11 protein-coding genes are annotated in these 12186 nt (G+C 53.5%); 6 read left to right on the forward strand and 5 right to left on the reverse strand.

The window, feature by feature from the left end:
- Window positions 1–10 precede the first annotated feature (10 nt).
- From accC to ACLJPE_RS21035, 5 genes are all read right to left on the reverse strand, one after another.
- The gene (gene accC, locus ACLJPE_RS21015) at window positions 11–1360 is read right to left on the reverse strand and encodes an acetyl-CoA carboxylase biotin carboxylase subunit (protein WP_000884627.1); all 1350 of its coding nucleotides are present in this window, start codon (window positions 1358–1360) and stop codon (window positions 11–13) included.
- Window positions 1361–1370: 10 nt separating this feature from the next.
- Window positions 1371–1841, reverse strand: a complete 471-nt coding sequence (gene accB, locus ACLJPE_RS21020; RefSeq protein ID WP_000354628.1) for an acetyl-CoA carboxylase biotin carboxyl carrier protein — start codon at window positions 1839–1841, stop codon at window positions 1371–1373.
- 392 nt (window positions 1842–2233) lie between these two features.
- Window positions 2234–2833, reverse strand: coding sequence for a protein-methionine-sulfoxide reductase heme-binding subunit MsrQ (gene msrQ / locus ACLJPE_RS21025; RefSeq protein WP_001529296.1), 600 nt, complete (start codon window positions 2831–2833; stop codon window positions 2234–2236).
- Window positions 2834–3838, reverse strand: a complete 1005-nt coding sequence (msrP, locus tag ACLJPE_RS21030; RefSeq protein WP_000723877.1) for a protein-methionine-sulfoxide reductase catalytic subunit MsrP — start codon at window positions 3836–3838, stop codon at window positions 2834–2836. It abuts the gene before it with no gap.
- 112 nt (window positions 3839–3950) lie between these two features.
- Window positions 3951–4925, reverse strand: coding sequence for an MDR family oxidoreductase (locus tag ACLJPE_RS21035; protein WP_001148254.1), 975 nt, complete (start codon window positions 4923–4925; stop codon window positions 3951–3953).
- A gap of 203 nt (window positions 4926–5128) precedes the next feature.
- Between ACLJPE_RS21035 and csrD the strand changes: the two genes are divergently transcribed.
- From csrD to rng, 6 genes are all read left to right on the forward strand, one after another.
- Window positions 5129–7069: an RNase E specificity factor CsrD gene (csrD, locus tag ACLJPE_RS21040; protein WP_001241381.1), complete on the forward strand. Its 1941-nt coding sequence runs from the start codon at window positions 5129–5131 to the stop codon at window positions 7067–7069.
- A gap of 307 nt (window positions 7070–7376) precedes the next feature.
- Window positions 7377–8420: a rod shape-determining protein MreB gene (gene mreB / locus ACLJPE_RS21045; RefSeq protein WP_000913396.1), complete on the forward strand. Its 1044-nt coding sequence runs from the start codon at window positions 7377–7379 to the stop codon at window positions 8418–8420.
- A 64-nt stretch (window positions 8421–8484) separates the two neighbouring features.
- On the forward strand, window positions 8485–9537 hold the full coding sequence (mreC, locus tag ACLJPE_RS21050; RefSeq protein ID WP_000802538.1) for a rod shape-determining protein MreC: 1053 nt from the start codon (window positions 8485–8487) through the stop codon (window positions 9535–9537).
- A 2-nt stretch (window positions 9538–9539) separates the two neighbouring features.
- Window positions 9540–10028 (forward strand): rod shape-determining protein MreD, encoded by a 489-nt coding sequence (mreD, locus tag ACLJPE_RS21055; protein ID WP_000179403.1) that lies wholly within the window; start codon window positions 9540–9542, stop codon window positions 10026–10028.
- Window positions 10029–10036: 8 nt separating this feature from the next.
- Window positions 10037–10630 (forward strand): Maf family protein, encoded by a 594-nt coding sequence (locus tag ACLJPE_RS21060; protein ID WP_000210306.1) that lies wholly within the window; start codon window positions 10037–10039, stop codon window positions 10628–10630.
- Window positions 10620–12089, forward strand: a complete 1470-nt coding sequence (gene rng / locus ACLJPE_RS21065; RefSeq protein ID WP_000123188.1) for a ribonuclease G — start codon at window positions 10620–10622, stop codon at window positions 12087–12089. Before ACLJPE_RS21060 ends, rng begins: the two co-directional genes overlap by 11 nt.
- Window positions 12090–12186 lie beyond the last annotated feature (97 nt).

Below are 12186 nucleotides of genomic sequence, written 5' to 3' on the forward strand. Positions count from 1 at the left end.
TAACGTGCGATTACTTTTCCTGAAGACCGAGTTTTTTCTCCAGATAGTGGATGTTAGTTCCACCGTGCTGGAAGTGTTCGTCATTCATGATGCGGGTCTGCAGATCGATATTGGTTTTGATACCATCGATAATCAGTTCCTGCAGGGCATTTTTCATACGGGCAATCGCCACGTCGCGGTTTTCACCGTAGCAGATGAGTTTGCCGATCATGGAATCATAGTACGGCGGCACCGTGTAGCCCGCGTAGATATGAGATTCCCAGCGAACGCCAAAGCCGCCAGGCGCATGGAAGCGCGTGATTTTGCCAGGGCTTGGCAGGAAGGTGTTCGGATCTTCGGCATTGATACGGCATTCTACCGCATGGCCTCGAACGACAACTTCGTCCTGTGTGATCGACAGCGGCTGACCCGCCGCGATGCGCAACTGCTCTTTGATCAAATCGACGCCGGTAATCATTTCAGTCACCGGGTGTTCAACCTGAATACGGGTGTTCATTTCGATGAAATAGAACTCGCCGTTTTCGAACAGGAATTCGAACGTCCCTGCGCCGCGATAGCCGATGTCTACGCACGCTTTCGCGCAGCGTTCGCCGATATAGCGACGCAGTTCCGGCGTAATGCCTGGCGCCGGGGCTTCTTCAACCACTTTCTGGTGGCGACGCTGCATGGAACAGTCGCGTTCCGCCAGATAGATAGCGTTGCCCTGGCCGTCCGCCAGCACCTGAATTTCGATGTGGCGTGGATTTTCCAGGTATTTTTCCATGTATACCATGTCGTTGCTGAAAGCCGCTTTCGCTTCCGCTTTGGTCATGGAGATGGACTGCGCCAGTTCAGCATCGCTACGAACCACGCGCATACCGCGGCCGCCGCCGCCGCCGGACGCTTTGATGATCACCGGATAGCCAATACGTTTGGCATGAGCGCGGTTCGCATTCATATCGTCGCCCAGCGGGCCGTCAGATCCTGGTACGGTCGGCACGCCCGCTTTTTTCATCGCGGTAATCGCGGACACTTTATCGCCCATCAGGCGGATGGTGTCCGCTTTCGGGCCGATAAAGATAAAGCCGGAGCGTTCAACCTGCTCGGCAAAATTGGCGTTCTCAGAAAGGAAGCCGTAACCCGGGTGGATTGCCACCGCGCCGGTGATTTCAGCGGCGCTAATGATAGCCGGGATGTTCAGATAACTTTTTACGGACGGTGCCGGGCCAATACAGACCGTCTCATCCGCCAGCAATACGTGTTTTAAATCGCGATCCGCGCTTGAGTGCACAGCGACGGTCTTGATGCCGAGTTCTTTACAGGCTCGAAGAATACGTAGTGCGATCTCGCCGCGGTTGGCGATGACAATTTTATCCAACATGTTCGCCTCGTTACTCGATGACGACCAGTGGCTCGTCAAATTCTACCGGTTGACCACTTTCGACCAGAATCGCTTTCACAGTACCTGCTTTGTCTGCTTCGATCTGGTTCATCATTTTCATGGCTTCAACGATGCACAGGGTATCGCCCACGTTCACTTTCTGGCCCACTTCGATGAACGCTTTCGCGTCCGGGCTTGGGGTGCGGTAGAAAGTACCAACCATTGGGGAGCGTACGATGTGACCACTGATTTCCGCTGCGGCAGGCGCTTCCATTGCTGGAGTAGCCGTTGGCGCGACAGCGTTAGACAGAGCGGGTTGCTGCATCATCGGCGCCGCATAAGCCTGCTGCATCACCGGAAAACCGGCGTTTGCCGTTGTGCGGCTGATGCGAACAGATTCTTCGCCTTCAGAAATTTCCAGTTCGGAGATACCTGATTCTTCAACCAGCTCGATCAGTTTTTTAATCTTACGAATATCCATGAGTGGGTTCCGTACTCTTTGTTTAGTGTGATTGTGACAGGCGTTTTAGCGCCGTCTGTAAAGCATGTGAATGACTGCCGCGGGTAAAATACCGCGCATCTTTGATTTGCCTGTTATGCCGTAGCACCCGAAGGTGAAATTCATGATTTGCCAGTCATTGTGTGGCTATCTTCTGCCATTTTCGGGCAAAAAACAAAATATACCTTCATTGCACGATTGTCACCCTTTCTGCGAACGAAAATCGCCGTTGGGCAATGTAAAGTCGCACATTATAACTATTTCGTCGCAATTGGCAGCTAAATACTGGTCTTATCAGGGAAGATAATCAACCCGAAACATAAAAAGGACATTACCTGTTTTGCGTTTTGCAATCGACCGCACAGTTCACCAAACTAGCGCCACCACTGGCGAAACTTCCGGTAACGCAAAGCTAAAAGGGCTAACGCTAATGCCGCGTAGATGACCGGTTGCGGTGATAAAATCTTTACCGACCACAGGTAATGTATGGGAGCCAGGATCGCGACAAGATAGACGACGTTATGCAATGTTTGCCAGCGTTTGCCCAATTTACGCTGCGCAAATTGCGTTGAGGTCAACGTCAGCGCCAATAACACCAGCCAGCTAATGATCCCAAGCGTCAAATAAGGGCGTGAAATCAACTCGCTTCCTAACAGCGCCAGGTTATGTATCCCCAGTTCCAGTAAGGCATAGCTGGTTAAATGCAGCGTAGCCCAAACGAAACACCATAACCCCAACAGGCGGCGTGTGCGTATCAATAATGGCTGTTTAGCGTAGCGCGCCAGCGGTGAAACCAGCAAGGTGGCGAGCAAAAATTTGAGTGCGGTTCTGCCGGTAAAGTGTTGGATATCCTTTACCGGGTCTGCGCTGAGTCCACCGTGATTTATCGCCCAAAAGAGCCACAGAAGCGGCAAAAAACCGGCAAGATGCAGACAAAATTTTAGCCAGGTTATCTGTTTTGCTGTCAGACGCACTTAAAAATTCTCCCGCAAATTGAGACCGCGATACAGCGAAGCGACTTCATTGGCGTAGCCGTTAAACAGCAGCGTCGGCTGCCTTTGCACATCAAGGATACCGCCTGAACCAATAAAGCGTTCGGTAGCCTGAGACCAGCGTGGATGATCCACATGCGGGTTCACATTGGCGTAAAAACCATATTCGTTGGGAGCCGACAAATTCCAGGTGGTTGGCGGACGTTCGCGGGTGAGTTTAATGCTAACAACAGATTTAATACCTTTGAAACCATACTTCCATGGAACGATGAGTCGAATGGGCGCGCCGTTTTGCGGGGGTAACGCCTTACCATAGACGCCAACGGTCATCAGAGTCAGCGGATGCATGGCTTCGTCCAGACGTAGCCCTTCGACATAAGGGTATTTCAGTCCGCCGCCAATAAAGCGATCTTTCTGTCCAGGCATATCATCCGGCGCGTATAGCGTTTCGAATGCCACATATTTAGCGTGGCTGGTGGGCTGTGCCTGCGCGAGTAGCTTATATAAAGGGAAACCAATCCACGGCACGACCATGGACCACGCTTCGACGCAGCGCATTCGATAGATACGCTCTTCTAATGGAAAACGATGTGTTAAATCGTCGTAATCCAGCGTAAATGGCTTCGCGACTTCCCCGCTGATTTTCAACGTCCACGGTTCGGTTTTCAGACTTCCGGCATTGGCCGCCGGGTCGGCTTTATCAAGGCCAAACTCATAGAAATTGTTGTAGCCCGTCACCTTATCTTCCGGCGTTAACGCTAAATCGCTTCGCCAGGCGGCAGGCTGACTAAACTCAAGCGGTTTACCGGCAGGCGCTTTCGGACGATCGTTGCCTTTAAACCAACTGAAGAGATCGGCCTGCGCCGTTGAGGGTAAGGATAAGGCGGCCGCGCTGATGCCTAATGCTTTTAGCACCTGTCGGCGCTGCATAAAAAAAGCCGATTCCGCAGTCACATCGGCTTCTGTTAATGGACGTATCTTTTTCATCACAGACTCCCGGTCTACCCACCACAACATGGCGTGTAGTGAATATGACAGGGAGTGTGTCAATGTGTAAAAATAAATAGTTAATTAAGTGTAAATTTTTTTATACGTGACGTTATTTTATCTTCACCAGCGTACGGCCCTGAACCTGATTATTGATGATGGCATCGGCGAACTTCGGCGCATCCGCCAGCGTAATCTCTGTGGCGGCCTGAGCATAGAACGATTCCGGCAGATCCTTAACCAAACGCGCCCAGGCTTCTGCGCGACGTGCCGGTGGGGTCATCACCGAGTCCACCCCTTGCAAACGCACATTACGCAGAATGAATGGCATAACGGTGGTCGGCAGTGCGAAGCCGCCCGCCAGGCCGCAGGCGGCCACGCAACCGCCATAGTTCATCTGTGCCAGCACTTTCGCCAGCACTTTATCGCCAACGGTATCAATTGCACCGGCCCACAGCTGTTTTTCCAACGGGCGAGATTCAGCAAACTCATCGCGGCTGAGAATACGGTTAGCTCCCAGGCTCTTAAGATAGCCGTGGGTGCTTTCACGTCCTGATACTGCTGCAACCTGATAGCCCAGCTTATGCAGTAATGCAACGGCAGTGCTGCCCACGCCTCCGCTGGCGCCGGTGACGACAATCTCACCGTCTTGCGGGCGAATACCTGCATCTTCAAGCGCCATGACGCACAGCATGGCGGTAAAACCGGCGGTGCCGATGATCATGGCGTTACGGCTGCTCAGTCCCGCAGGCAGCGCGACCAGCCAGTCGCCTTTAACGCGTGCGCGTTCGGCCAGGCCGCCCCAGTGGTTTTCGCCCACGCCCCAGCCAGTCAGTAGTACTTCCTGGCCTGCATGAAAGCGAGGATCTTCGCTTGCGTGAACGGTGCCGGCGAAATCAATACCAGGAATCATCGGAAAATGACGGATAATTTTCCCTGTTCCGGTGATAGCCAGAGCATCTTTATAATTCAGGCTGGACCAGTGGACATCCACCGTCACATCACCTGCCGGCAGTTGACTCTCTTCGAGATGTTGCACGGATGCGAGGGTTTTACCGTCCTGCTGTTCTAAGATCAACGCCTGCATAACCTGTCCTCACTTTACATGGTAGATTGGAAAAATAGCTACGAAGACTATACTCGCTAATTAAAACGTGATGCCGATGCAACGCAATAAATTGCCAGATAGATCCATTTTGGTAGTATGCCTGCTTCATTGCGCGCCGTGGCGAATTCCGCCTTCAGATTCGCTTTTTCATACTGTTTATAACCGTCGGAGTTAACTCAAGGATGCGATTAACGACGAAATTCTCAGCTTTTATCACGCTGCTCACGGGGTTAACGATCTTCGTGACTCTGATAGGTTGCTCGCTAAGCTTTTATAACGCCGTACAGTATAAGTATGTCAGCCGTGTGCAGGCGACGGCGACAGCCATTGATACGCACCTGGTGACCCATGATATTGTCTCGCTGACGCCGCAAATCGACGAACTCATGATCGCTTCCGATATTGTGCGTGTCGATCTGTTGCAGGGGGAGCGCAGCGTCTACAGCCATTCTCGTGCCAGAGGTTATCGGCCAGCCGGCACCAGCGACATGTATCGCGAGCTGGTCGTACCGCTGATAAAACATCCAGGAATGTCGCTACGTCTGGTTTATCAGGACCCGATGGGTAACTATTTTCACTCACTGATCACCACGGCGCCGCTGACGCTGGCGATCGGTTTTATCGTTCTGATTTTGTTTTTATCGGTGCGCTGGCTGCAGCGGCAGCTTTCCGGGCAAGAGCTTCTGGAAATTCGCTCAACGCGCATTCTGAACGGCGAACGCGGGGCGAATGTCCGCGGTTCTGTTTACGAATGGCCAGCGCGCACCAGTAGCGCGCTTGATGTATTGCTTTCCGAAATTCAGTTTGCTCACGAACAGCGTAGCCGCCTGGACACCCTCATTCGCTCCTACGCCGCGCAGGACACCAAAACCGGACTCGGTAACCGTCTGTTCTTTGATAACCAACTGGCGACGCTGCTGGAAGATCAGGAAAAAGTGGGAGTGCATGGCGTGGTGATGATGATCCGCTTGCCAGACTTCAATCTTCTGCGCGACAGCCTGGGAGGCAATCAGGCGGAAGAGCAGATGTTTATGCTTATCAATCTGCTATCGACATTTATTATGCGTTACCCAGGCTCGCTGCTGGCGCGTTATCACCGCAGCGACTTTGCCGTGCTGCTACCGCATCGAACGCTGAAAGAAGCGGAAAGTATTGCCGGACAACTTTTAAAAGCTGTCGATGCGCTACCGGCTAACAAAATGCTCGATCGTGACGATATGGTACATATCGGCATTTGCGCCTGGCGCAGCGGACAGTCCACCGAGCAGGTGATGGAACATGCTGAAGCCGCGGCGCGGAATGCCGCCCTGCAGGGGGGAAATAGCTGGGCTATTTACGACGACACTCTGCCGGAAAAAGGGCGCGGCAATGTGCGCTGGCGCACATTGATTGAGCAGATGCTGAACCGGGGCGGACCGCGACTTTATCAAAAACCAGCGGTCACGCGAGAAGGTCGCGTACATCATCGGGAATTGATGTGTCGCATCTATGACGGTAAAGAAGAGGTGAGCTCGGCGGAGTATATGCCGATGGTGTTGCAATTTGGTTTATCGGAAGAGTATGACAGATTACAAATTAGCCGCCTGATTACGTTGCTGGGCTACTGGCCGGATGAAAATCTGGCAATGCAGTTGACGGTTGAGTCGCTGATTCGTCCGCGTTTTCAGCGCTGGTTGCGCGATACGTTAATGCAGTGTGAAAAATCACAGCGAAATCGCATAATTATTGAACTTGCGGAGGCAGATGTTTGTCAACACATCAGCCGGTTACAACCCATCCTTCGCTTAGTCAATGCGCTTGGCGTTCGGGTGGCGGTGACACAGGCGGGTTTGACGCTGGTTAGCACGAGCTGGATTAAAGCGCTCAATGTGGAATTACTCAAGCTGCATCCGAGTCTGGTCAGAAACATTGAGAAGCGAACGGAAAACCAGCTTCTGGTTCAAAGTCTGGTAGAGGCCTGCGCGGGTACGCCTACGCAGGTTTACGCGACGGGCGTCCGTTCGCGCGGCGAGTGGCAGACGCTGACAAAACGCGGCGTGGCTGGCGGGCAGGGTGATTTTTTTGCCTCCTCCCAACTACTTGACACAAACGTGAAAAAATATTCGCAAAGATACTCGGTTTAACCTGCCGTTTAATTTGTTTTCACGTAGAATAACGCGCGCTGCGCCTCATGGGGGTGTGCTTGTCTGCTCGCCAGATTGTTGCAGCAAATATGCAGGTGAATGACCTTTGACAGGTTGCAAACGAAGGCGAGGATTGCTGCTGATTTTTTCAGCCCTGAGGGACTCAGGCCGAGATTTGTAACAAAGGAAACGAACTGCACTAATTTTCACCGTAGCAGATGATTTTTGCGCCTTGTCGCTGCTGCGTGTGGTTGGTAAAGTAAGCGGATTTTGTTTTCCGCCCCAGCTTTCAGGATTATCCCTTAGTATGTTGAAAAAATTTCGTGGCATGTTTTCCAATGACCTGTCCATTGACCTGGGTACCGCGAATACCCTCATTTATGTAAAAGGACAAGGCATCGTATTGAATGAGCCTTCCGTTGTGGCCATTCGTCAGGATCGTGCCGGTTCGCCGAAAAGCGTGGCTGCAGTCGGTCATGATGCGAAGCAGATGCTGGGCCGTACGCCGGGCAATATCGCTGCGATCCGTCCGATGAAAGATGGCGTTATCGCTGACTTCTTTGTGACCGAAAAAATGCTCCAGCACTTTATTAAACAAGTGCATAGCAACAGCTTTATGCGCCCAAGCCCGCGCGTACTGGTATGCGTGCCGGTCGGCGCGACGCAGGTAGAACGCCGCGCGATTCGTGAATCCGCTCAGGGCGCAGGCGCCCGTGAAGTCTTTTTGATCGAAGAGCCGATGGCGGCCGCGATCGGCGCAGGTCTGCCAGTTTCTGAAGCAACCGGTTCAATGGTTGTGGATATCGGTGGTGGTACCACTGAAGTTGCCGTTATCTCCCTGAACGGCGTGGTTTACTCTTCTTCTGTCCGTATTGGTGGTGATCGCTTCGACGAAGCCATCATTAATTACGTTCGTCGTAACTACGGTTCTCTGATCGGTGAAGCCACCGCAGAACGTATTAAACACGAAATCGGTTCCGCTTATCCGGGCGACGAAGTCCGCGAGATCGAAGTGCGTGGCCGTAACCTGGCGGAAGGCGTTCCACGCGGCTTTACCCTGAACTCAAACGAGATTCTGGAAGCGTTGCAGGAACCGTTGACCGGTATCGTCAGCGCGGTAATGGTGGCGCTGGAACAGTGTCCGCCGGAGCTGGCGTCAGACATCTCCGAGCGCGGTATGGTGCTCACCGGCGGCGGCGCGCTGCTGCGTAACCTTGACCGTCTGTTAATGGAAGAGACGGGCATTCCTGTCGTGGTTGCTGAAGATCCGCTGACCTGTGTGGCGCGCGGCGGCGGCAAGGCGCTGGAAATGATCGATATGCACGGCGGCGACCTGTTCAGCGAAGAGTAGTTGGATACGGGCAGGATTATCCCTGGATTGTCCTGCCTCTCCGACGCGAGAATACGCATAGCCTATGAAGCCAATTTTTAGCCGTGGCCCGTCGCTACAGATTCGCCTTATTCTGGCGGTGCTGGTGGCGCTCGGCGTTATCATTGCCGACAGCCGCCTGGGGACGTTCAGTCAAATCCGAACGTACATGGACACTGCCGTCAGTCCTTTCTATTTTATTTCAAACGGCCCTCGTGAACTGCTCGACAGCGTGTCACAAACGCTGGCTTCTCGCGACCAGCTTGAACTGGAAAACCGGGCGCTGCGCCAGGAATTACTGCTAAAAAACAGCGACCTGCTGATGCTGGGGCAGTACAAACAGGAGAACGCGCGGTTGCGCGAGCTGCTGGGGTCTCCGCTGCGTCAGGACGAGCAGAAAATGGTGACTCAGGTTATTTCAACGGTTAACGATCCTTACAGCGATCAGGTCGTTATCGATAAAGGCAGCGTTAATGGCGTATATGAAGGTCAACCGGTCATTAGCGACAAAGGCGTCGTAGGGCAGGTTGTCGCCGTGGCGAAACTGACCAGCCGCGTACTGCTGATTTGCGATGCGACTCATGCGCTGCCGATTCAGGTACTGCGCAATGACATCCGCGTGATTGCCGCCGGTAACGGCTGTACTGACGATCTTCAGCTTGAACATCTGCCCGCCAATACCGATATTCGCGTCGGCGATGTGCTGGTAACGTCCGGACTTGGTGGGCGTTTCCCGGAAGGGTATCCGGTGGCGGTGGTCTCCTCCGTCAAGCTGGATACTCAGCGTGCCTATACCGTCATTCAGGCACGTCCAACCGCGGGTTTGCAGCGTTTACGCTATCTGCTGCTGTTGTGGGGAGCCGATCGTAACGGCGCCAATCCGATGACGCCGGAAGAGGTTCACCGCGTCGCCAATGAGCGCCTGATGCAGATGATGCCGCAGGTGTTGCCTTCTCCGGATGCGATGGGGCCGCCGGCGCCAGTGCCGGACCCGGCGACGGGGATTACTCAGCCATCTGCGGGCCAGACTGCGCCGGTATCAACGCAACCATCGCCTTCGGGCGCGACCACGCCGCCTGCGCGTGCGCCGGGAGGGTAATGGTGGCGAGCTATCGTAGCCAGGGGCGCTGGGTTATCTGGCTCTCGTTTCTTATTGCGCTGTTGCTGCAAATCATGCCCTGGCCGGACGACATCATTGTTTTCCGGCCAAACTGGGTTTTGCTCATCTTACTGTACTGGATTCTGGCCCTGCCGCACCGCGTAAATGTGGGGACGGGATTTGTGATGGGTGCCATACTTGATCTCATCAGCGGTTCCACACTTGGCGTGCGCGCTCTGTCGATGAGTATTGTCGCCTATCTGGTCGCTCTGAAATTCCAGCTCTTCCGTAACCTGGCGCTCTGGCAGCAGGCGCTGGTGGTAATGTTGCTTTCACTGGCCGTGGACATTATTGTTTTCTGGGCCGAGTTTTTAGTGATCAACGTCTCTTTCAGACCGGAAGTGTTCTGGAGTAGTGTAGTCAATGGCGTGCTGTGGCCCTGGCTCTTTTTGCTGATGCGTAAAGTACGCCAGCAGTTTGCTGTGCAATAAAGGTCGATATGACAACTCTGTATCTTGCTTCCGGTTCCCCGCGTCGCCAGGAATTATTGACTCAACTTGGATTTTCATTCGAGCAGGTCGTGCCTGGTATTGAAGAGCAACGGCGTGCTCAGGAAAGCGCGCAGCAGTATGTTGTTCGGCTGGCGCGCGAAAAGGCGCAGGCTGGCGTGGCGCTGGTTCCCCGTGATCTGCCGGTGTTGGGCGCGGATACGATAGTCGTGTTAAACGGCGAGGTGCTGGAAAAGCCGCGCGACGCCGCTCATGCCGCAGAAATGCTGCGTTTGCTTTCCGGAAATACGCATCAGGTGATGACTGCTGTTGCGCTTGCGGACTCGCAGCAGACGCTGGATTGTCTGGTGGTAACGGAGGTGACTTTCCGCACGCTTTCTGCGCAGGATATTACTGGCTATGTCGCCAGCGGCGAGCCTTTAGATAAAGCAGGTGCATACGGTATTCAGGGGCGGGGTGGCTGTTTTGTCAGGAAGATAAATGGCAGCTATCACGCCGTGGTCGGCTTACCGCTGGTTGAAACGTATGAGTTGTTGAGTCATTTTAACGCACTGCGTGATAAAAGGGATAAACATGACGGCTGAATTGTTGGTAAACGTAACGCCATCGGAAACGCGCGTGGCGTACATTGATGGCGGTATTCTTCAGGAAATCCATATTGAGCGCGAAGCGCGACGCGGAATCGTAGGCAATATCTACAAAGGTCGTGTAAGTCGTGTACTTCCAGGTATGCAGGCGGCTTTTGTAGATATTGGGCTGGATAAAGCCGCATTTCTTCACGCTTCCGACATTATGCCGCATACCGAATGCGTGGCGGGCGACGAGCAAAAACAGTTTACCGTGCGCGATATCTCCGAACTGGTGCGTCAGGGACAGGATCTGATGGTGCAGGTAGTGAAAGATCCGCTCGGCACGAAAGGCGCGCGTTTGACCACGGACATCACGTTGCCCTCCCGTTACCTTGTTTTTATGCCCGGCGCGTCACACGTTGGCGTTTCCCAGCGTATCGAAAGCGAAAGTGAACGCGAGCGCCTGAAAAAGGTGGTGGCGGAATACTGCGACGAACAGGGCGGGTTTATTATCCGCACCGCGGCGGAAGGCGTGTGTGAAGAGGATCTCGCGTCTGACGCCGCCTATCTCAAGCGCGTCTGGACGAAAGTCATGGAGCGCAAAAAGCGTCCGCAAACGCGCTACCAGATGTATGGCGAACTGGCGCTGGCGCAGCGCGTGCTGCGCGATTTCGCCGATGCGCAGTTGGACCGAATTCGCGTCGACTCACGTCTGACCTATGAGTCGCTGCTGGAGTTTACCGCAGAATACATCCCGGAAATGACCAGTAAGCTGGAGCATTACAGTGGCCATCAGCCGATCTTCGATCTTTATGACGTGGAAAATGAAATCCAGCGCGCGCTGGAGCGTAAGGTTGAACTCAAGTCCGGCGGTTATCTGATTATTGACCAAACCGAAGCGATGACGACGGTAGATATCAATACCGGCGCGTTTGTCGGACACCGTAATCTCGACGACACCATTTTTAATACCAATATTGAAGCGACTCAGGCCATTGCCCGCCAGCTACGCCTGCGTAATCTGGGCGGCATTATCATTATCGATTTTATCGACATGAATAATGAAGATCATCGCCGCCGGGTGCTGCATTCGCTGGAACAGGCGTTAAGTAAGGATCGCGTGAAAACCAGTATTAACGGTTTTTCGCCGCTGGGGCTGGTGGAAATGACCCGTAAACGGACTCGTGAAAGCGTGGAACATGTGCTTTGTAACGAGTGTCCAACCTGTCATGGCCGCGGGACGGTAAAAACGGTGGAAACCGTCTGCTATGAGATCATGCGTGAAATTGTACGTGTTCATCACGCTTATGACTCCGATCGCTTCCTGGTTTATGCTTCTCCTGCGGTGGCGGAAGCGCTGAAAGGCGAAGAATCACACGCGCTGGCGGAAGTCGAAATCTTTGTCGGCAAACAGGTTAAAGTTCAGGTCGAACCGCTTTATAACCAGGAGCAGTTTGACGTCGTAATGATGTAATTGAGTAGTAGCACCAGCGCATGTAGGCCGGATAAGGCGCAAGCGCCGCCATCCGGCAATATACCTTCAAGGGGTGTGAGTCGTATTTTTTGGCAGA

The sequence above is a fragment of the Salmonella sp. SAL04196 genome (assembly GCF_046550835.1).
Classification (GTDB): Bacteria; Pseudomonadota; Gammaproteobacteria; order Enterobacterales; family Enterobacteriaceae; genus Salmonella; species Salmonella enterica.

Coding starts and splice junctions, on each gene's coding strand:
- accC (WP_000884627.1), bottom strand. CDS start 1,360: ATGTTGGATAAAATTGTCATCGCCAACCGCGGCGAGATCGCACTACGT.
- accB (WP_000354628.1), bottom strand. CDS start 1,841: ATGGATATTCGTAAGATTAAAAAACTGATCGAGCTGGTTGAAGAATCA.
- msrP (WP_000723877.1), bottom strand. CDS start 3,838: ATGAAAAAGATACGTCCATTAACAGAAGCCGATGTGACTGCGGAATCG.
- ACLJPE_RS21035 (WP_001148254.1), bottom strand. CDS start 4,925: ATGCAGGCGTTGATCTTAGAACAGCAGGACGGTAAAACCCTCGCATCC.
- csrD (WP_001241381.1), top strand. CDS start 5,129: ATGCGATTAACGACGAAATTCTCAGCTTTTATCACGCTGCTCACGGGG.
- mreB (WP_000913396.1), top strand. CDS start 7,377: ATGTTGAAAAAATTTCGTGGCATGTTTTCCAATGACCTGTCCATTGAC.
- mreC (WP_000802538.1), top strand. CDS start 8,485: ATGAAGCCAATTTTTAGCCGTGGCCCGTCGCTACAGATTCGCCTTATT.
- ACLJPE_RS21060 (WP_000210306.1), top strand. CDS start 10,037: ATGACAACTCTGTATCTTGCTTCCGGTTCCCCGCGTCGCCAGGAATTA.
- rng (WP_000123188.1), top strand. CDS start 10,620: ATGACGGCTGAATTGTTGGTAAACGTAACGCCATCGGAAACGCGCGTG.